This window comes from Pseudomonas sp. FW300-N1A1 (assembly GCF_058789115.1).
Genome location: NZ_JBYTBK010000004.1, coordinates 16,428 through 36,812 on the forward strand (window position 1 = coordinate 16,428; position 20,385 = coordinate 36,812).

18 protein-coding genes are annotated in these 20,385 nt (G+C 63.4%); 8 read left to right on the forward strand and 10 right to left on the reverse strand.

Annotation, left to right across the window (positions count from 1 at the left end; all coding sequences use genetic code 11):
• Positions 1-2: 2 nt before the first annotated feature.
• On the reverse strand, positions 3-1,202 hold the full coding sequence (locus AC3WQN_RS04810; RefSeq protein ID WP_103401638.1) for a methionine gamma-lyase: 1,200 nt from the start codon (positions 1,200-1,202) through the stop codon (positions 3-5).
• A 124-nt stretch (positions 1,203-1,326) separates the two neighbouring features.
• Here AC3WQN_RS04810 and AC3WQN_RS04815 point away from each other — a divergent pair, with 124 nt between their 5' ends.
• Positions 1,327-1,797: an Lrp/AsnC family transcriptional regulator gene (locus AC3WQN_RS04815; RefSeq protein ID WP_103401639.1), complete on the forward strand. Its 471-nt coding sequence runs from the start codon at positions 1,327-1,329 to the stop codon at positions 1,795-1,797.
• Between the two features lie 7 nt (positions 1,798-1,804).
• Here AC3WQN_RS04815 and chrA read toward each other — a convergent pair whose 3' ends face one another.
• Both chrA and AC3WQN_RS04825 read right to left on the reverse strand, forming a co-directional pair.
• Positions 1,805-3,010 carry a chromate efflux transporter gene (chrA, locus tag AC3WQN_RS04820; protein ID WP_103401640.1) on the reverse strand — a complete coding sequence of 402 codons (1,206 nt, stop codon included), beginning with the start codon at positions 3,008-3,010 and terminating at the stop codon, positions 1,805-1,807.
• A gap of 96 nt (positions 3,011-3,106) precedes the next feature.
• Entirely contained in the window at positions 3,107-3,817 is a 711-nt protein-coding gene (locus AC3WQN_RS04825) for a methyltransferase family protein (protein WP_256587337.1), read from the reverse strand.
• 197 nt (positions 3,818-4,014) lie between these two features.
• Between AC3WQN_RS04825 and AC3WQN_RS04830 the strand changes: the two genes are divergently transcribed.
• Positions 4,015-4,602 (forward strand): LysE family translocator, encoded by a 588-nt coding sequence (locus AC3WQN_RS04830; protein WP_103401641.1) that lies wholly within the window; start codon positions 4,015-4,017, stop codon positions 4,600-4,602.
• 5 nt (positions 4,603-4,607) lie between these two features.
• On the opposite strand, the gene AC3WQN_RS04835 is transcribed toward AC3WQN_RS04830, so the two are convergent.
• Positions 4,608-5,489 (reverse strand): helix-turn-helix transcriptional regulator, encoded by an 882-nt coding sequence (locus AC3WQN_RS04835; protein WP_103401642.1) that lies wholly within the window; start codon positions 5,487-5,489, stop codon positions 4,608-4,610.
• Positions 5,490-5,728: 239 nt separating this feature from the next.
• Here AC3WQN_RS04835 and AC3WQN_RS04840 point away from each other — a divergent pair, with 239 nt between their 5' ends.
• Complete coding sequence (locus AC3WQN_RS04840; protein WP_103401643.1) at positions 5,729-7,183, forward strand: TrkH family potassium uptake protein; 1,455 nt, start codon at positions 5,729-5,731, stop codon at positions 7,181-7,183.
• Between the two features lie 100 nt (positions 7,184-7,283).
• A complete protein-coding gene (gene aspT / locus AC3WQN_RS04845; RefSeq protein ID WP_103401644.1) occupies positions 7,284-8,975 on the forward strand; it encodes an aspartate-alanine antiporter in 1,692 nt (563 codons plus the stop codon).
• A 21-nt stretch (positions 8,976-8,996) separates the two neighbouring features.
• Here aspT and AC3WQN_RS04850 read toward each other — a convergent pair whose 3' ends face one another.
• The 4 genes from AC3WQN_RS04850 to AC3WQN_RS04865 form a co-directional block, all read right to left on the reverse strand.
• Entirely contained in the window at positions 8,997-9,500 is a 504-nt protein-coding gene (locus tag AC3WQN_RS04850) for a VOC family protein (protein ID WP_103401645.1), read from the reverse strand.
• Between the two features lie 127 nt (positions 9,501-9,627).
• Entirely contained in the window at positions 9,628-12,108 is a 2,481-nt protein-coding gene (locus tag AC3WQN_RS04855; protein WP_178081944.1) for a TonB-dependent siderophore receptor, read from the reverse strand.
• 341 nt (positions 12,109-12,449) lie between these two features.
• Complete coding sequence (locus tag AC3WQN_RS04860; RefSeq protein ID WP_492589293.1) at positions 12,450-13,421, reverse strand: FecR domain-containing protein; 972 nt, start codon at positions 13,419-13,421, stop codon at positions 12,450-12,452.
• An 18-nt stretch (positions 13,422-13,439) separates the two neighbouring features.
• On the reverse strand, positions 13,440-13,964 hold the full coding sequence (locus AC3WQN_RS04865) for a sigma-70 family RNA polymerase sigma factor (protein WP_103401648.1): 525 nt from the start codon (positions 13,962-13,964) through the stop codon (positions 13,440-13,442).
• 353 nt (positions 13,965-14,317) lie between these two features.
• Between AC3WQN_RS04865 and AC3WQN_RS04870 the strand changes: the two genes are divergently transcribed.
• Genes AC3WQN_RS04870 through AC3WQN_RS04880 form a run of 3 tightly spaced genes read left to right on the forward strand, consistent with a single transcriptional unit; the run spans position 14,318 to position 17,530 of the window.
• Complete coding sequence (locus tag AC3WQN_RS04870; RefSeq protein ID WP_103401905.1) at positions 14,318-14,779, forward strand: (2Fe-2S)-binding protein; 462 nt, start codon at positions 14,318-14,320, stop codon at positions 14,777-14,779.
• 14 nt (positions 14,780-14,793) lie between these two features.
• Positions 14,794-16,950, forward strand: coding sequence for a xanthine dehydrogenase family protein molybdopterin-binding subunit (locus tag AC3WQN_RS04875; protein ID WP_103401908.1), 2,157 nt, complete (start codon positions 14,794-14,796; stop codon positions 16,948-16,950).
• Position 16,951: 1 nt separating this feature from the next.
• Positions 16,952-17,530 carry a hypothetical protein gene (locus tag AC3WQN_RS04880; RefSeq protein ID WP_103401904.1) on the forward strand — a complete coding sequence of 193 codons (579 nt, stop codon included), beginning with the start codon at positions 16,952-16,954 and terminating at the stop codon, positions 17,528-17,530.
• Here AC3WQN_RS04880 and AC3WQN_RS04885 read toward each other — a convergent pair.
• Together AC3WQN_RS04885 and AC3WQN_RS04890 are read right to left on the reverse strand one after the other, a co-directional pair.
• Positions 17,527-18,885: an amidase gene (locus AC3WQN_RS04885; protein WP_103401903.1), complete on the reverse strand. Its 1,359-nt coding sequence runs from the start codon at positions 18,883-18,885 to the stop codon at positions 17,527-17,529. The two genes, AC3WQN_RS04880 and AC3WQN_RS04885, sit on opposite strands and share 4 nt — an antisense overlap.
• Positions 18,882-19,307 (reverse strand): VOC family protein, encoded by a 426-nt coding sequence (locus tag AC3WQN_RS04890; protein ID WP_103401902.1) that lies wholly within the window; start codon positions 19,305-19,307, stop codon positions 18,882-18,884. Before AC3WQN_RS04890 ends, AC3WQN_RS04885 begins: the two co-directional genes overlap by 4 nt.
• A 111-nt stretch (positions 19,308-19,418) precedes the next feature.
• Between AC3WQN_RS04890 and AC3WQN_RS04895 the strand changes: the two genes are divergently transcribed.
• Positions 19,419-20,294, forward strand: a complete 876-nt coding sequence (locus tag AC3WQN_RS04895) for a LysR family transcriptional regulator (protein ID WP_103401901.1) — start codon at positions 19,419-19,421, stop codon at positions 20,292-20,294.
• The last annotated feature ends 91 nt before the right edge of the window (positions 20,295-20,385 follow it).

The following is a 20,385-nucleotide window of genomic DNA, read 5'->3' on the forward strand; positions in this document are numbered from 1 at the left end:
CCTCACGCGCACACATCGAGGGCCTGGGCGACGTCGGCAAGCAAGTCGGCGCAGTCTTCCAGGCCTACCGACAAGCGTACCAGCCCCTCGGCAATACCGTGGCGGGTGCGTTCTTCAGGAGTGTAGGTGGAGTGGGTCATGCTGGCCGGGTGCTGGGCCAGGGATTCGGCGTCCCCCAGGCTGACCGCGCGGCTGAACAGTTGCAGGGCGTTCATGAAGCGCTTGCCAGTGGGCAGCCCGCCCTTGAGTTCGAACGCAATCATGCCCCCCGGCAACTTCATTTGCCGGGCCGCCAGTTCGTACTGGGCGAAGGAGGGCAGGCCGGGGTACGTCACCGATTCGACGGCAGGGTGTTCCTGCAAGAACCGGGCAATCACCTGGGCGTTGCTGCAATGGCGCTCCATGCGCAACGACAGGGTCTTGAGCCCGCGCATCAGCAAGAAAGCATCCTGGGGCGACATCACGGCACCGGTCAGGTCCTTGAGCCCTTGCAGGCGAATGCGGTTCGCCAGTGCCTGGCTGCTCACCACGATGCCGGCGGTGATGTCGCCATGGCCGCTGAGGTACTTGGTGGCCGAATGCACCACCACGTCCGCGCCCAAATCCAGCGGTCGTTGCAGGTAGGGGGTGCAATAGGTGTTGTCCACCACCAGGGTGACGTCCGGGTGATGGCGGGTGAGCCCGGCCACCGCGGCGATGTCGACCAGTTGCATGTTCGGGTTGGCCGGCGACTCGAAATAGACCATGCGCGTCGCGGGCCCGATGGCATCGCGCAGCTCGGCCAGGTTGGCCATGTCGACATGGCGCACCTTGATGCCAAACTCGCCGATGCCGTGGTGCAGCAGGGCGAAGGTGCAGCCGTACAGGGTGCCATTGACGATGATCTCGTCGCCGGGACGCAGCAGGCTCCAGAAGGTCGCGGCAATCGCCCCCATGCCGGAGCTGAAGGCTACCGCGGCCTCGCCGTTTTCCAGGGTGGCCATGCGTGACTCCAGCAGCGCCAGGGTCGGGTTGGAGATACGGGTGTAGAAATGCCCGGGCTCTTCACCGGCAAAACACCCGGCACCGTATTCGACGGTGGGGAAGGCGAAGGTGGACGTCAGGTAGATCGGCGGGATCAGTGCGCCGTTGTTGTCCAGCGGGTTGTAGCCGTGATGGATGGCGCGGGTGGAAAAGCCAAGCTCATTGTTTTTATTGTTCATGGTCAACGCTCCCTGATTTCCTACAATGCTATGCTCAATTTAAACGTGAAAAATTCCAAAATAACCGGTCAATAAACGGTTTTTTAGAATGAACATCCCTAAAAACAAGATTGAGAGGCAAGACATGCCCCATGGCCTGGACCGTACTGACAAGGCACTCCTCATTGCCCTGCAAGGCAATGCCCGACTGACTGTCGCCGAACTGGCCGATCAGGTTGCCCTGACCACCTCGCCGTGCTGGCGTCGAGTGAAACTCCTCGAGGAGAGCGGGGTGATCACGGGTTATCAGGCGGTGCTGTCGCCCAAGGCGCTGGGCTACGGCGTCACCGCGTTTGTCAGCGTGATGATGGAGTCCCATTCCCAGGACATGGCCAGGACCTTTGAACAGCGCCTGCTGGAAATCCCGGAAATCGTCGCCTGCCACAACGTCTCCGGGCGCTACGACTTTCTGCTGGAAGTGGTGGCCAAGGACCTGGAGTCCTTCGGCGAGTTCGCGCGCGAGGTGCTGCAAACCCTGCCGGCGGTGAAGGAGATCTACTCGAGCTTTTCGTTCAAGTCGGTCAAGCCGTCGCGCGTGGTCCCGGTGCTGGGCTGAGCGCGGCTCAGGGCATGAGGCTCAACAGCCCGCCGGCAACGCCGCATCCGACGACCACCAGCCAGGGCGGGAGCTTCCAGTACATCAGCGCCACCAGGGCGAGCAGTGCCAGGCCGAAGTCCGCCGGCTGCACAATGGCGCTGGTCCATACCGGCCGATAAAGCGCGGCCAGCAGCAGGCCGACCACCGCGGCATTGATCCCGAGCATCGCCGCTTGCACGCCTTGGTTGCGCCGCAGTCGTTCCCAGAACGGCAGGACGCCGAGTACCAGCAGCCAGGACGGTGCGAAGATCGCCAGCAGGCACAGCAGGCCGCCGAGCCAGCCTGACTGCGGGCCGTGCATCGAGGCCCCGAGAAAGGCGGCGAAGGTGAACAACGGGCCGGGCATGGCCTGGGTCGCACCGTAGCCGGCCAGGAAGGTCTCGTTGCTGATCCAGCCAGGGGGGACCACTTCGGCCTGGAGCAGCGGGAGCATGACGTGCCCGCCACCGAACACCAGGGATCCGCTGCGGTAGAAGGCATCCAGCATGTCCAGGGTCGGACTGGCCATCAGTCCGGCCAACAGTGGCAGGCCCGTCAGCAGGGCCAGAAAGAGTGTCAACCACAGCGCCCCCGCCCGACGACTCACAGTGATCGGCAGCGGCTCATGCTCACCCGCCTGTGGGGGCTTGCACAGCAACAGACCCGCGATGCCCGCGCCGGCCATCACGCCCACCTGTGCCCAGGCAGACGGAAGCAGTAGCACCAGGCAGGTCGCGGCCACCATCAACGTGACGCGGGGCACATCCGGGCAGAGGGTACGCGCCATGCCCCATACCGCTTGGGCGACGATGGCCACCGCGACGACTTTCAGGCCGTGCAGGGTGCCGGACGGCAGCACTTCCCCATAACCGGAAATACCCAGCGCCAGCAGGATCAGAAGCAGTGCCGAGGGCAGGGTAAAGCCGATCCAGGCGGCCAGCGCGCCTCGGTAGCCGGCCCGCGACAGGCCCAGGGCCATGCCGACCTGACTGCTGGCGGGGCCGGGCAAAAACTGGCAGAGCGTCACCAGGTCCCCATAGCTGCGCTCACTCAACCAGCGTCGGCGGACCACGAACTCCGCGCGGAAGTAGCCCAGATGGGCGACGGGGCCACCGAACGAGGTCAGTCCCAGGCGCAGGAAGATGAGAAAGACCTGCCAGGGGCTACGATCGTCGAGGTGGGTAGGGGGCATGGGCTGTTCTTCTGAAAATCATGTGGGCTGCACTGGTCATCGGGATGAGCGACGGACTCAGGGGGTCTCTACAGCCTATCAGTGGGCAGGAATGATTCACCAGACGCCGGGGAGCAATCGCCACCGCACCCGACGTGCATAGTCGGCATAGCCGGGCAGTTCGGCCTGCAACAACCGGTCTTCCCAGGCCGTGCGCAGGACCAGCAGCGCTGCCGCCAGCGCGGCGGGCACCAGCGCCCAGAACGAGCCTAGCGCCAGCGCCATGCCGAACAGCAGAAACAGCGCGCCGACATACCCGGGGTGCCGCAGGAAACGGTAGGGACCGCCATCAATCACGCGCTGATGCCGTTCGGACTGGATCCGTACACCCGGCTCGAAGAACGGATTCACCGCCTGTGCCCAGCCCGTCACCCCGATCCCCGCCAGCACACCGAGATAACCCGCCAGCACCGCCCAGGCCGGCACAGCCGAGCCATGAAACCGCCCGGCGTCGAGGGCGGCCACCGGCAGGACCGCCACCATGGTCGGCAGGAGGAGCGCCAGCAGGGCTTTGTCCCAGCGTTTGGTGCCCGCCTGAATCCGGCTGCGCGCACGGTAGATCACCGGGTTGACCCGGGCGAGCAGCAGGGCCGACACCCCAAAGCCGAGCACCAGCACGCCGAGGAATATCCACCCGGGCCGCCAGGCGAGGGTGCCGGCGGGCAGGAAGATCAGGCCCAACAGCGCCAGCGGCAGGCCGATGGCATAGGCGACGACCGTGCCCGGCGACATCGGGCTCGGGTCACGGGGTTCTTCGGTGTTTGTCATGGTGCTCACCCTTCGTGATGCAGTGTTGGGTCGTCATCGGTGTTGCAGCAGTTGTACTGTCAGTGACATCCATGTGGCACAGGCGTTCGATCTGCAACGCCGACATCCGCCAGGGGTGTTTTCTTCAATACAGCTGCCAGGGCCTCCTTCTACCTTGAGCGCCGGGATGTCCCCGGTTGTTTGAAGGAAGGTGTGCAATGAGTCTGATCATTTCCATGGCCGCGTTTGCGTTGGTCGCGTCGATCACCCCGGGGCCGGTGAACATTGTTGCCCTGAGTTCGGGGGCGCAGTACGGCTTTCGCGCCAGTCAGCGGCACGTGGTGGGGGCCACCCTGGGGTTTGTGCTGTTGCTGGTGTTGATGGGGCTGGGTTTGCATGAGCTGCTGGAACGTTGGCCGGCGTTGACCCGGGTGGTGCAGTTGGCCGGGGTGGCGTTTCTGTTGTTCATGGCCTGGAAACTGGCGACCGATGATGGCCGTCTCGGCACCAAGGACGGGGGCAAGGCACCGACGATGTTCTACGGGGCGCTGATGCAGTGGCTCAACCCCAAGGCCTGGCTGGCCTGTGTCGCGGGCATGGGGGCCTTTGTCGCTGACGGTGATGCGCGGCTGGTCTGGCAGTTTGCGGCGGTGTACCTGGTGATCTGCTACCTGTCGGTCGCCTGTTGGGCCTATGCCGGTACTTATCTGCGGCACTACCTGAACAATGCCGGCGGCATGCGTCTGTTCAACCGCTCGATGGCGTTGCTGCTGGCGCTCAGCGCCGGCTATCTGTTGCTGCCTTAGGCGGTTTAGCCGCGGTATTGCCCGGGTGTCGCGGCCAGGTGCTGCTTGAAGGCGCGCTGAAAGTGCGCTTGGTCGGCGAACCCCGCTTGCAGCGCGACGTCGGCAATCAGCTTGCCCTGGCGCAATTGCTGGCGGGCGAACTGGATGCGCTGGTTGACCAGGAACGCGTGGGGCGTCATGCCGTACTGCTGCTTGAACGCGCGGATCAGGTACGACGCCGAGAGCTGCGCCGCCTCGCAGATATCCTCCAGTTTCAGCGCCTGGGTGCAGTGCTCGCGGATGTACTCGGCGGCCCGTTCGAGCTTGAAGTTGGGTTCGCGAACCAGGACCTCGGCCGGGTTGAGCAGGGTCTGTACCTCGGTAAAGAACGCCACCGTGGCGCTGTGTTTTTGCAGGATCGACGCCTGTTCGTCGAGCAGGGTGTCATACAGTTGATTGAGCCCGTCGAACACGGCGCGGTTGTCGATATGGGTGACGGCAAAGCGCCGAAAATCCAGTTCCGCGCTGAATCCCAGCTGATGCTGGAGGTCGGTCAGCCACGGCGTATCGACATACAGCATGCGGTAGGCCCACGGCTGATCGTCGATGGGGTTGCAGGCATGGACGTCACCGGGGTTCATCAGTACCACGGTGCCGGCCGCGACCTCGAAGGCTGAGTGCTCATGCAGGTAGGTGCTGCGCCCGGCCGTGATTGCACCGATGGAGAAATGCTCGTGGGAGTGCCGGGCGTAACAGACTTCTCGACCATCGGCGATGGCGCGAGCCTCGATGAAGGGCAGGGCATCATCGCGCCAGAAGTGCGGGGACGCGTCCCCAGCCTGGGTCTTTGGTCGAGGTGAAGGGGGGGTGAAAACGCCCTTGGCCTGTGCGGCATTGCGGTCTGACATGGGGGTGGATTCCATTGTGCGCATCACGGCAGTGGCGTGCGCGATACGCGGGCAACGAGACGCTTGCGCCTCTTCTACACTGTAAATTGTTGTTTGAGAAGCGGGTGCCGGTGCCTCCCGGTGGTCCGGCACAGGTGATGAGCCCACTGCGCAAGCCACGGGAAAAATTACGAAAACTTTACGCGAGCGCACGGTTCGACCTCTGATACTGCGTGCCCTTTATCTGGCGGGTTTGTTTGATGTCTGGCTCGGCACTACGGCTTGTCGGTTTCATCCTGGGCATGTTCCTGATAACGCTGGCTGTCAGCATGGCGATCCCCATGCTCACTCTCGTGATTCACGAGCGTAGCGACGACTTGCCGGCCTTTCTCTGGTCGAGCCTGATCACCTTCATTTGCGGGCTGTTGCTGGTGGTGAAGGGGCGCCCGGAAACCGTACAACTGCGCCCCAGGGACATGTACCTGCTGACGACGGCGAGCTGGGTCGTGGTCTGCGCCTTTGCGGCGCTGCCCATGGTGTTCATCCGTCACATCAGCTACACCGACGCGTTCTTTGAAACGATGTCGGGGATTACCACCACCGGCTCCACGGTCCTGACCGGCCTGGATACCGCCTCTCCCGGGTTGTTGATCTGGCGCTCGATGCTGCACTGGCTCGGCGGCATCGGCTTTATCGGCATGGCGGTGGCGATTCTGCCCATGTTGCGGGTGGGCGGGATGCGCCTTTTCCAGACCGAGTCGTCGGACTGGTCGGAGAAAGTGACTCCACGCTCCCATGTCGGTGCCACCTACATCGTCTGGATTTACCTGGGCCTGACCGGCCTTGGCACGCTGGCGCTATGGCTCGCCGGGATGACCCCGTTCGAAGCGGTCAACCATGCCATGTCGCTGATTTCGACCGGCGGCTTCTCGACCTCGGACGCGTCCCTGGGGCACTGGACCCAACCGGCGATTCATTGGGTGGCGGTGGTCATCATGATCCTCGGCAGCCTGCCGTTCGCGTTGTACGTCGCGAGCTTGCGCGGCCATCGAAGTGCCGTGCTCAAGGATCAGCAGGTGAGGGGGTTCATCGGCTTCCTGGTCTTGACCTGGCTGGCGTTCGGTACCTGGCTGTGGCTGCACAGCGACTTCGGGTGGTGGGATGCGTTTCGCATCGTGGCGGTCAACGTGACGTCAGTGGTCACGACCACGGGGATCGCGGTCGGCGACTACACCTTGTGGGGCAGCTTTTCCGTGCTGCTGTTCTTCTACCTGACCTTCGTGGGGGGGTGTTCCGGCTCCACGGCGGGAGGCCTGAAGATCTTTCGTTTCCAGGTGGCCGCCGCGCTGCTGATGAGCAACCTCAAGCAACTGATCCACCCACGGGCGGTGATTCAGAAGCAGTACAACGGTCACTCCATTGACGAGGAGATTGTCCGGTCGCTGTTGACCTTCTCGTTCTTCTTTACCATCACCATTGCCGTGATTGCCCTGGGGCTGGCGCTCATCGGTCTGGACTGGACGACCGCGTTGACGGGGGCGGCCACGGCCGTGTGTAACGTGGGCCCGGGTGCAGGGGCGATCATTGGGCCGGCGGGTAATTTTTCTACTTTGCCTGATGCCGCGAAGTGGCTGCTGACCATTGGCATGCTCCTGGGGCGATTGGAAATCCTGACGGTGCTGGTGCTGTTCACGCCGGTGTTCTGGAAGTACTGAACCCGGAACGGAATGATTTAGCGACTACACTGGCCTGCGACAGGACTCTGTTGCTACCTGGTGCGCAACGCGCTCAATCAAACCGGAGAGGGAGTTTCGAATGCTTGAGTTCTTGCTGGGAGCGCTACGGGCGTCACCGGAAATCGCGGTGTTCCTGGCGATTTCCCTGGGCGTACTCATCGGCCGGATTCAGGTGGGCAGCTTTCACCTTGGATCGGTGGCCGGCGCCCTGTTGATGGGATTACTGATCGGGCAGATCGGTATTGAGGTGCCACAAGCCTTCAAATCGGTGTTCTTTGCACTGTTCATCTACGCGGTGGGCTTCAAGAGCGGGCCGGAGTTTTTCGGCAGCCTCAACCGCGGCACCCTGAAACTGGTGTTGCTCTCGGTGGTGCTGTGTGCAACGGCACTGGGTTCGATCCTGCTGATGAACGCGGTCTTCCATTTCGACGCCGGCTTCACCGCTGGCCTCGGCGCGGGTGCGTTGACCGACACGGCGATCATGGGGACCGCCAGCAGCGCCATCAACGAACTGTCCCTCGAACCGGCGGCCCGGAATCTGCTCAACAGCCATATGGCCGTGGCCTATGCGGTGACGTACCTGTTCGGCACCATCGGCCTGATCGTGTTTGTCGGCACTGTTGCCCCACGTCTGCTGGGGATCGACCTGAAAAGTTCGGCCCGGGAACTGGAGCGGGAGTTGGGCATCGACAATGAGGAAGACGCCATCGCCGTACCCTATACCCGCGTGGTGGTGCGTGCCCATCGGGTCGCGGCCAACGGGCCCGCGGACGGTCACCCCATTGCCTGGCTCGAACAGCAGCACGCGGGCCTGACGGTGGAGCGGGTGGTGCGCGACGGTCACGTACTGGAACGGGATGTCAGTCTGGTTCTGCGGGCGGATGACATTCTGGGGGTCTATGCGCTGCGCGAGGCCGTGGGACCTTTGAACGAGTGGATCGGACCGGAACTGGATCACCCACTATCGCTTTCGTTTGCTACCCGTCAGGCGGACATTGTCCTGACCTCGGCTGAGTTCGCGGGCAAGACCCTGCAGCAGATCAAGCGCCTGGTCACCGGCGGCGACCGCCCGGGGTGTTTTGTCAACGCCATTACCCGCCAGACGTTTGAACTGCCGCTGTTGCCCAATACCGTTCTGCGCCGTGGCGACGTGATTTCCCTGACCGGGCGTACCCGCAGTGTCGAAGCGCTGGCAGCGCGCCTGGGGCGGATCCGCAAGCAGGATTACAAGAGCGATATCGCTATTCATACCCTGGGCATGGTCATCGGCTCGCTGCTGGGGCTGCTGTCGACCCATGTCGGCATGATCCCGGTGGAACTGGGCGTCGGCGGTGGCGTGCTGGTGACGGGGCTGGTGATTGGCTGGTACAACTCCCGTCACCCTGAAACGGGTGCATTGCCCCCGGCCGCGCAATGGGCGTTTTCCGAGTTTGGCCTGACCGCTTTTGGCGCCGTGATCGGGTTGCTGGCCGGGCCTGCAGCCATCACCGCCATGCGCGAGCATGGCCTGCCACTGTTGCTTTCAGGGGTGGTGGTGACCCTGTTGCCGCCTCTGGTCGCCCTGTATTTCGGTCGATATGTCTTGCGCTTGCACCCCATGATCCTGCTCGGCGCCCTGGCCGGGGCGCAGACCGAAGCGGCGTCCATGAACAAAATCATTGAGCAGTCCGGCAGCAGCACGCCGGTGATCGGCTTTACCGTGTGTTATGCGATCTCCAACGTGCTGCTGGCCGTGTGCGGCCCCATCATCGTGTTTGTGGTCGCAGGCTAACGCCGATCTGGCCGGGGCGTCTCAGCCCTGGTCGTTGAAGGCCCGCTCGAGTGTGGCGATGTCGATTTTCTTCATGTTCAGCATGGCCTGCATGGCGCGTTGGGACTTGCTGGAGTCCTGGTCGGTCATCATCTCCATCAACGCCACCGGTACGATTTGCCAGGACAGGCCGAACTTGTCCTTGAGCCAACCGCATTGCTGGGCCTGTTCGTCGCCCCCGGCCGACAGGGCGTACCAGAAGTGATCGATTTCAAACTGCGAGTGGCAGTTGACCTGGAACGAGATGGCCTCGTTGAAGCGAAACACCGGGCCGCCGTTGAGGGCGGTGAAGGTCTGGCCGTCGAGCACGAAACTGACGGTCATCACCGAGCCTTCGGGCCTCCCGTGGAACTCGAAGCCGGCCTTGCCGTAGCGGGTGATGGCGGTGACGGTGGAGTGTTCGAACACCGAGCAGTAAAAGTGCGCGGCGTCCTCGGCCTGGTCGTCGAACCACAGGCAGGGGGTGAGTTTCTGGATACGCGACATGGCGGTTCTCCTCAACAGGTCATCACGCTGGACTATCAGCATAGTCGTTGGGTGATGCCGTCGGTCGACTCGTCGGGAGAACCGCACGCCGCCGATAGTTCGGCAGCGGCGGGAGGGGGCAACTGGCCTAGAAGTCCCACTTGGTGGTGAGCATCAGGTTGCGCGGCTCGCCGTAGAAGGTGGTGTCGAAGTTGCCCAGGCCCGTCAGGTATTTCTTGTCGAAGACGTTGTTGGCGTTGGCGGTGAAGCTCAGGTGCTCGTTGTACTGATAGCGGGTCATCAGGTCGACGAGGCTGTAGCCGCCCTGGCTGATCCGGGTGTTATCGCCCACGGTGGGGCTGTAGACCTTGCCGTAGAACGCGCTCTGCCAGCTGACCCCGCCACCGACGGTGACCTTGTCCAGGGCACCCGGCAGGCGGTAGGTGGTGAACGTACGGATCACGTGTTCCGGCTTGGTGGTGGACAGCGGGTAACCGTAGACGCGTTGATCGTCCTGGTCACGGGTGCGGGCGTAGGTGTAGCCGGCGATCAGGTTCCAGCCTTCCTGCAGTTCACCGGCCAGTTCCAGTTCCACGCCCTGGGTGGTGGCGCCATCGATGGCCTTGTAGATGCCTTCGTTGGTGACCGGGTTGGTGCCGATCGATTCGGCGACGTTGTACTGCTCGGTGCGGAACAGGGCCAGGCTGGCGTTCAGCCTGCCGTCCAGGTACGCGGCCTTGAGGCCGGTTTCATAGCTGTCGCCTTCCACCGGCGCCAGGGTCTTGCCATCGGTGTCCTTGTAGACCTGGGGCTGGTAGATCGAGGTGTAGCTGGCGTAGACCGAGTAGGTATCGTCCAGGTCATAGATCACGCCGGCGTAGGGGGTAACGACGCCATGCTCCTTGTAGCTGGCGTGGGTGTCGTCCAGGCTTGAGCCCGGGTAGTAGGCGTAGTCTTCGTTGTACTTGAAGGTGCTCAAGCGGCTGCCGAGGATGAACGACAGGTCGTCGGTCGGCCGCAGGCGGGTGGCCAGGTAAACACCGTTCTGGCTCTGGGTGCGCTCGTATTTGCCGTTTTTCGGAAATGCCTGGTACGGCAAGTCGCCGTTCCAGTCATAGATGCTGCCCGGCACCGTTTCGAAGGCGCTGGTGTCGTAGGTCGAGCCGGTCTGGCGCGAGTGGGACGCCATGACGCCGGCCACCAGGTCATGCTCGCGACCGCCCAGGGTGAAGGGGCCGGAGAGGTTGACGTCGGCGGTGTCCTGGACGCGATGGCCTTCCCAGCGGCCCCAGTACAGGAACATGCCTTCGCCGGTGGCCCGGTCCGGGTTGCCGCCACTGGCCGAGGCCAGGCGGGTGTCGTGGTCGGTGGTTTTCTCGTCGAGGCTGACTTTGAGTTTCCAGTCATTGGCCAGCGCCTGTTCCAGGGAGGCGAAGTAGGTGATGTCGTCGAAGTCGCGACGGCTCCAGTCGGCGCCCGGGTTGAAGTGGCGCGAAAAATCGGTGCGGCCGCCGTCGGAGAAATAGGTCGGGTTGCCGGTCCAGGAGGTCCCGCGCGGGGTCACGCTGGACTTGTCGATGCCGAAGGTCAGCAGGGTGTCCGGGGTCAGGTCGGCTTCCAGGATGCCGTAGAACAGGTCCTTCTTCTGGCTGTAATGGTCCAGATAGGAGTTTTTGTCCTGATAGGCGCCGACGAAGCGCCCGCGCAGGCTGCCGCTGTCGTTCAACGGCCCGGAGATATCGCCTTCGGTGCGGTAGGCGTCCCAGGAGCCGACGGTACCGCTGACCGAGGCCTTGAACGCCTTGGTCGGCTTCTTGCGAATCAGGTTGACCGTGGCAGAGGGGTCGCCGGAACCGGTCATCAGGCCGGTAGCGCCCTTGACCACTTCAATACGGTCCAGGGTGGCCGCGTCGACGTTAGTGGCCGCTTCACCGTAAACACCGTCGTAGACGCGGTTGACGCCATCGTACTGGTAGTTGGTGATGGTAAAGCCTCGGGACGAGAACTCCATGCGGTCGGTGTCGTAGGCCTGTTGCGTGATGCCCGGGGTATTGCGCAACACGTCGCCGACATCCTGTGCGCCGCGATCGTCCATTTGCTGACGGGTGATCACGGTGACCGACTGCGGTGTTTCACGCAGTGACAACGGCAAGCCGGTGGCCGAGGACGTGAAGCCGGTGGTGTAGGAGTGGGTGTCCTCGGTGGTCGCCCCCAGGCCTTGGCCGGAAATGGTCGTGGCCCCCAGTTGCAACGTGCCGTCACCCGTGGGCTCCGCTTGCAGCACGTAGCTGCCATCGGCTTGCGGCTGGGCTTGCAGGCCGCTGCCCTGAAGCAGGCGCTGCAAGGCTTCCTGTTCAGTGAAACTGCCGTTGAGCCCCGGGCTGCGCTTGCCGCTGGCCAGGTCGTTGTGCCCGGCGAGGAACACCCCGGATTGCTCGGCGTAGCTATTGAGCGCACTGACCAACGAGCCCGCGGCAATGCTGTACTGGCGCTGGCTGCTGGACTGTTCGCGGCTGGCGGTGTCAGCCGCCTGGGTGGCCACAGGGGCCAGGCTCAGCAGGGCAGCGGGAAGGGCCAGTGCCAAGGGGCGCAAGGCGAAACGAAAACGGGCGGCGACGTGGTGCGGCATGGAGGTCCCTTTGGATCGAGTCGATCGGCAATTGAAGTGCTTCTAGGGGTTAACCGAACGAAAAACGCAAAAGGGAACCGCGATCTGAAAAAAAACCGGCGCTGGCGCAATACTGTTCAGTTAAGAAAGGCTTGAAGCGGGTGAGAGACCCGTGGCGAGCGAGCTTGCTCGCGCTGGTGCGCAAAGCGCACCCAACAAAGCGACTGCGGTCTTTCATAACGAACTCGACGACAGTTTTGGGGGCTGCTCTGCAGCCCAGCGCGAGCAAGCTCGCTCGCCACGGGGGGATGTATTGAGCAACCCTATCCTTAACTGAACAGCATTGCGGTTCTGGCGATTGTTCAGGCTTTGGCATCGACGCTGACCCACCAGACCAGGGTCTTTTCGACGCGGATCGGCAGCGCCGCTTCCAGCAGGCGCAGGGCCTGGTCGGTGTCCTTGAGCGGGAAAGAACCCATCACCGGCAACTGCGCCACTGCCGGGTCGCAGGCCAGATAGCCCTGGCGATAGCGGCTCAGTTCTTCGATCAACTGGCCCAGCGGCAGGTTGTCCGCCAACAGCACGCCACGGCGCCAGGCTTCGCGGGCCATAGAGGCGGCGCGCCAGGGTTCGAAGGCCGTCTGGCTGAAAGCCATTTGCCGCCCAGCCTGCACCACGTTGACCTGATCGTTGGCCAGGCGCACCTCAACGGCTCCTTCGAACACGTTGAGCAAGGTCCGCTCATCGTCCTGGCGCACGCTGAAACGCGTGCCCAATGCCCGTAACAGGCCCTGTGCGGTCTGCACCCGAAACGGTCGCAACGGGTCCCTGGCCGTGTCGATCAGCACTTCGCCGGCGCGCAATCGCAGCAGGCGTTCACGGGCGTCAAAGCGCACATCCAGCGCGCTGAGCGCATTGAGCCAGAGCTGGCTGCCGTCGCTGAGCCGGCTTTCGCGGATCTCTCCGGTGCCGGTGGAAAGGTCGGCGGTCCAGCGGTCCAGGGTGTCCGGTAGCGATGTCTGGCGCCAGGCGCTCCAGCCGAGCAGGCTGCCGGAGGTGAGGATCAGCAGAGACTTGAGGGTCTGGCGGCGCGTGACGCTGGTCCGCCCGGTACCCCGCAAGGCCTGGCTGGCTGCGCCTGATGCGCCGTCGCCGTGCAGCGGCGCAAAGCGCTCGCCGACCCGCTCCACGTAGCGCCAGGCCGCCTGGTGCTCGCCGCTCTGGGCCAGCCAGGCTTGCCAGCGCAGGCGCTCCTGTTCGCCGACCTGCTGGTCGTTGAGTTGCACATACCAGTGGGCTGCCTGTTGCAGGCTGGCGTGGCTGAGTGTTTTCAAGGCTCCAGGCAAGGGCGCTTACTCGATCAGGAGGCCGTCGAGCTCGGCCTCCAGCAGGGCGCAATGCATCAGGGCCTGGGCCAGGTACTTCTTGACCATGCGCTCGGACACCCCGATCTCGAGGCCAATGGCCTTGTAGGGCATGCCATGCAGTTGCGCGAGGATGAACGCATCGCTGACTCGCTTGGGCAGGCGCTGCAGCATCGCATCCACTTCGTGCAGGGTCTCGACGATGATCAAGCGTTGCTCGGGGGAGGGCTGTAGGGCTTGGGGGCGTTCGCTCAATGCCTGCAGCCAGGCCTGTTCCAGCTGCCGGCGGCGCCAGTGATCAATGCACAGGCCCCGGGCAATGGTCGCCAGGTGGGAGCGCTCATGCACTTCGCACTCGAAGTCCTGCGGGCGCTTGAGGACGCGGACAAAGGTGTCGTGTGCCAGGTCGGCCGCATCGAACGCATCGCTCAAGCGTCGGCGTAATAGCTCGTACAGCCAGCGGTGGTGGCTGGTGTAGAGGTTCTGCACGAGGGAGGTTTCGACGACCATCATTGAGTGCGCATGTCCAGGAGGCGCCGTAACGCCAAGGGTGCAAATGGGAATTGGTCGCGATTAAAGCAAAAGCTCTGTGGCGATGCAAATGATATTGGTTTGCTTTTGGGTGGGGTGTCGGGTGGGTGTGTCGGGTGGAGCGTTGTTGGCTGTCGATGTGACAACTTCATGGGGCTTTGAAGAGGTGACCGCGTTTTTGTGCTGGCCGTTGGGTGACCGGTGGTCGCTCAACCCCGACCCTCAGGGAAATTGCGCTTAGCTCAATGGACAACCCGACGCGCGCGTAGGCATCCGTTGCCACAGCGACGCGAGCAAAGGACACCGAAAGTCCTGACCGCCCCGAGGAGATTGCCGTGCTGACGTTCAATATCAATGGCAAGGACCACCCCCTGGAAGTCCCTGGCGACATGCCGCTGTTGTGGGTGTTGCGTGATGTCGCGCACCTGACCGGGACCAAGTTCGGCTGTGGCATGGCCCAGTGCGGCGCCTGCACGGTCAACGTCGATGGCGCGCCGTTGCGCTCGTGCATCACGCCGGCTGCAGCGGTGGCCAGTGGGCAGAAGATTCTCACCATCGAAGGTTTGTCGAGCGACGGTTCGCACCCGGTGCAGCGCGCCTGGGCCGAGATCGATGTGGTGCAGTGCGGTTACTGTCAGTCCGGACAAATCATGTCGGCGGTAGCGTTGCTGGCGAAAATACCGGCACCGACGGACAGCGACATCGACCAGGCGCTGTCGGGCAATCTCTGCCGTTGCGGCACCTATCCACGCATTCGTGCCGCGGTCAAACGCGCTGCCGACCTCGGGGAGGCTTGAATATGGGTCCTGTCATGGATACGTCCCGGCGCACCTTTCTGAAAGGCAGCGCCGTGCTGGGTGCGGGCCTGGTGGTGGGGTTCTTCATTCCCGGGGCCAATCGCTTTGCCCAGGCTGCCGCGGCGCCGGACGCGGTGTTCGCGCCCAATGCCTTTTTGCGCATCGCTCCCGATGGCCGAGTGACGGTCCTGCTGGGGCATTCGGAAATGGGCCAGGGGATCTGGACCGGTCTGACCATGCTGATCGCCGAAGAACTGGATGCCGACTGGAGCCGCATCCGTGTTGAACACGCGCCGGCATCGGCGGCTGATTATGGACTGCCGGCCTTCGGAGGCATGCAGATTACCGGGGGCTCGACCTCGACCTGGATGGAGTTCGACCGTTACCGCCAGGCCGGTGCCGTCGCCCGGTTGATGCTGGTCCAGGCGGCCGCCAAGCGCTTCAATGTTGCACCGTCGCAGATCCGGACGGAGGCGGGGGTGGTCATCGCCGGTGACCAGCGGGCCACCTATGGCGAACTGGCCAATGAGGCCGGGCAACTGCCGGCACCGGATCCGGCGTCGATCAAGCTCAAGGAGGCGAGGGACTGGAGGATTATCGGCAAACCCACCCAGCGCCTGGACACCCCGGAGAAAATCACCGGGCAGGCGAAGTTCGGCATGGACGTGCAGTTCGACGGCTTGCTGACCGCCATGGTCGCCCGTTCGCCGGTGTTTGGCGGCAGCGTCAGGTCATTCGATGCCCAGGCCGCGCTGGCCTTGCCGGGGGTGCATAAAGTAGTGCAAGTGCCGACCGGGATCGCGGTGGTAGCCGATCATTACTGGGCGGCGAAGCTGGGTCGCGATGCCTTGAAAATCGACTGGGACCTTGGCCCCAACAAGGGGCTGGACAGCCAGGCGCTGCTGCAAAGCTTCCGCAAACTGGCCGCCACCCCGGGGACGCCCGCCAGCCAGGCCGGCGACGTCAGCACGGCGTTGGCCAAGGTAGTGAAAACCGTCGAGGCCGAGTACAGCGTGCCTTATCTGGCCCATGCCCCGATGGAGCCGCTCAACTGCACTGTCAGGATTACCCCGGACCAGTGCGAGATCTGGACCGGCACCCAGTTCCAGACCCTGGACCAGATGGTCGCGGCAAAAATCACCGGGCTCAAACCCGAGCAGGTGGTGATCCATACCGAGTTCCTCGGTGGCGGTTTTGGCCGGCGGGCCAATCCCACCTCGGACTTTGTCAGCGAAGCGGTGCAGGTGGCCAAGGCCGCGGGCGCGCCGGTGAAAACCGTCTGGTCGAGGGAGGATGATATTCGCGGTGGCTATTACCGCTCGGCGTTTGTGCATCAGGCCCGTATCGGCCCGGATGCCGATGGCTTGCCCCAGGCCTGGAAGCATGTGCTGGTCGGCCAGTCGATCATGGCCGGGACCATGCTGGAGGCGACCATGGTCAAGGACGGCATCGACAAGACCTCGGTTGAAGGGGTGGCCGACAGCCCTTACCTGACCGGGCTGGCCAACCACCGGGTGGACCTGCACTCACCGCAGACCGGGATCAGCGTGTTGTGGTTGCGTTCGGTGGGGCACACCCACACGGCCTTCGTCATGGAGTCGTTGATCGACGAACTGGCCACGGCGGCGGGCCAGGATCCGGTGGCATACCGACGTACCTTGCTCAAGGCGCATCCGCGGCACCTGGGCGTGCTGAACCTGGCGGTGGAGAAGGCCAACTGGAAGGCGCCGTTGCCGGCGGGGCATGCCTTGGGCGTGGCGGTGCACGAGTCCTTTGGCAGTTACGTCGCGCAGGTGGCCGAGGTGTCGCAGGACAACCTGAAGATCCGCGTGCACCGCGTGGTCTGTGCGGTCGACTGCGGGATTGCGGTGAACCCGGCGAGCATTGCCGCGCAAATGGAGTCCTGCATCACCTTTGGCCTGGGCTTCACCTTGCACAGCAAGCTGACGTTCAAGGACGGCCAGGTGCAGCAGTCCAACTACCACGACTATCAGGTGCTGCGCCTGAACGAAATGCCGGTGGTGGAGGTGCACATCGTGCCCAGCACCGACAAACCGGGCGGCATCGGCGAGACCGGTGTGCCGCCGACCGCGCCGGCAGTGGCCAACGCGGTGTTCGCCCTGACCGGGCAGCGGCTGCGTGAACTGCCCTTGCAACTGGCGGGGGTGTGAGATGCGGCGGCACCTGTTTTTGGGCACCGTGCTGCTGTTCGGGATGGGCGGTTACGCCCCGGAGCTGTTTGCTGAAGACCAGGCTGCATTGATCGCGTTTGCCACGGTGCAGAAGGTCTTCCAGAGCCCGCGCTGCCAGAACTGTCATATCCCTGGCGACTCACCCTTGCAGTTCGACGCAGGGGTGCCCCATGCCATGAACGTGGTGCGCGGTGTCGACGGCAAGGGGGCCGCCGGGTTGCCCTGTGCCACCTGTCACGGTACTGGCAATCCACCGGCCAGCTATGGTCCCCATGCGCCACCCGGCGCCCCGCACTGGAGCCTGCCGCCACCGGCCCACAAGATGGCCTGGATCGGTTTGCCGGCCAATCAACTGTGCCAGATGATCAAGGACCGTGACCGCAATGGTGACCGCGATTTTGCCACGCTGATCAAGCATGTCAGTGACGACAAGCTGGTGCTGTGGGGTTGGAGTCCTGGTGGCAACCGGGCACCCGTGCCGGTGCCCCACGATGAGTTCGTCACCCAGTTCAAATTGTGGGCACAAGCCGGTGGCCCGTGCCCGCTGGCGGGGAGTTAGACGGGCCGGGTTTCGAGGTTTGGAGCCGCTGGTGTGTTGGTCAAGGTTGCGGCCACCTGGTGGGCGACCCACAGCAGTTGGCGGTCGCTTCTGAATTCTGAGCTCAGTTGTAACCCGATCGGTAGCAGACCTTCTGCGCGATTCAGTGGGAGGTTCAATTGCGGCCAGCCGAACGCGCCCCAGAACTTGATGAAATCCGAGGGGCCGGTTGATGCCAGACCGGCGGGCGCGACCCTGCCGCAACTGACGCCAAGCATGGCATCGAAGGATTGGCAATGCCGGGCCAACTGTGGCGCGAGCCGGGACAGGCGAGCTTTAGCTGCTGATTCTTGTTCCCAGGTAGTGGCCCGTGCGCGCTCGAACATCGCCAGCAGGGCGTCGCTGAGTTGCTCGCGCTGGGCGTGGAACTCCTTGGCGAGTGAGCGAGCACCTTCGCAATCATTGATCAAGGCGTGATCATCGAGTACACCCGCGAATGACGCGGGCAGTTGCACCTCTTCCACCTGGTGCCCGGCGGCGCGCAGTTGGGCGATAGCGGCCTGCAGTGTGTCGGCAACGGACGGCTCGACCTGCTCCCCGTGCGGGGGGCGGCACAGGCCCAGGCGTAACGGGCGGTGTTCGCCGGTGACGACGGTAAAACCGGGAATCAGCACGCGCGCGACACGTTCTAGGTCGCGTACCGAGCGACCGTACCAGCCGACCGTGTCAAAACTCTGGGCCAAGGGTTTGACACCTTCCAGGGAAACCAGCCCGAGGGAAGGCTTGAAGGCATGGAGGCCGCAATAGGCGGCGGGCTTGAGCAATGATCCGGCTGTCTGGGTACCCAGAGCCAGTGCAAAGAAACCGGCGGCCATCCCGGCGGCCGAGCCGGCACTGGAACTGCCGGGCGTGTGTGCAAGGTTGTGGGGGTTGCGGGTGGGCCCCGTGTGCATATACGCGAATTCCGTCGTGTGGGTCTTACCCATGATCAACGCGCCGGCTTGACGCAACAGGGTGACCACATGGGCATCTCGGGAAGGCTGATGGCCGGCATACAGAGGCGAATAGAACTGTGTCGGCAGGTCGGCGCTGTCAAAGATGTCTTTTATGCCCACCGGTACGCCGGCCAGCAACCCTTGATGGCCCTCTTGCGCAAGCCCGTTGGCTTGAGCGCGCACACCCTGTGGGTCGAAAGCGGCGAAAGCCTGCACGCAGGGCTCATGCACGTCGATCCGCCGCAGGAAATGTTCGGCAACCCGGTTGCAGGACGTTTGACCACTGCGCACCGTATCACTGATACCGCTGGCATCCAGTTGGTTGAGCGGCGCATCGCGGTCATCGGCGTTTGCCAGGAGCGGCGAGGGACGGACGCTCATTTGGCGAACAACTGGTCGATATGCTTGAACGCCTTGAATTCCAGCGCGTTGCCACAGGGGTCGAACAGAAACATCGTCGCCTGCTCGCCCACCAGGCCCTTGAAGCGGATGCCGGGTTCGATCACGAAGCGTGTGCCCAGCGTTGTGAGGCGTTCGGCCAGGGACTCCCATTCCGTCATCGACAGCACCACACCAAAATGTGGAACCGGCACGTCATGGCCGTCCACCGCATTGGTGTGGGCGGATTCCTGGGTGGCGGTTTCAGGGTGTTGGTGGATGACCAGTTGATGGCCGAAGAAATTGAAATCCACCCAGTGCTCGCTTGAGCGGCCTTCTTCAAGGCCGAAAACCTGGCCGTAAAACCGCCGTGCAGCGTTTAGGTCATAGACCGGGATGGCCAGATGGAAAGGGGAGATACTCATGACGATCAGCCTCGGGGCAGGGGAGTCAGCTGATTCTAGTGGTGTTAATTTCGATTAAAAGACGATAATTTTTGCATCCAGCTCAAATAATATCGATCAATCGGAACCCTCATGCTGCGTGAACTGAAAACCTTTATCGCGGTGACCCGCTACGGCACTTTCGCTGCGGCCGGCATGCACATAGGCCTGACCCAGTCGGCGGTCAGTGCGCAAATGCGCAATCTGGAACAGGCGCTGGGGATCCGTTTGTTCGACCGTACCGGGCGCCAGGCGATTCTCAATGCGGCCGGACAGCGGGCATTGCCGATGGCGCGGGAGATGCTTGAGCTGTTCCAGCGCATGGCGGTCAGCGACGATGTCAGTGAGTTTCGTGGCGAATTGAAGATCGGCGCCGTGGCGACGGTGCAGACCGGATTGTTACCTCAGGCGTTGTTGCGCTTGCGGCAACAGGCGCCACTGCTCGAGGCGAAGCTGGTGCCCGGGGTCTCCCTTGACCTGTTGAGTCAGGTGGACACGGGCGAAGTCGACCTGGCACTGCTGATCAAGCCACCCTTCGATTTGCCCAAGGAGTTGTCGGTCCAGGTCGTGCGCAAGGAACCCTTTGTGCTGATCGTTCCGTCGAACCTTGAGGGCGACGATCCGTTGCAGTTGCTGGCTGACCATCCCCATGTCCGCTACGACCGTAATTCATTTGGTGGCCGGCTGGTGACACGGTTTCTGCGTGAGCAGCAGATCGAGGTGAAAGTGGCTCTGGAGCTGGACGAGCTGGAGGCCATCGTGAAAATGGTCGAATGTGGCTTGGGGGTGTCGTTGCTACCCCTGGCCGGGCTCTGGCTTGAGCGCAGCATGAAGGTCAGGGTTGTCGAGCTGGGTGAGCTGACGTTTTACCGGGAGATCGTGCTGTTGCAGCGTTACAGTCAGCGTACACAACCCATCCAGCAGTTGTTTGCAGGATGTCTGACGCCGATCGACCCCGATCAGTGCTGAAGTACTCATGAAAACAAAACACCCTGCGAAAGCGTAGCCCTCGCAGGGTGTGGGGGTGACCTTCTGATAAACCCGCCTCAATCGGCGGGTT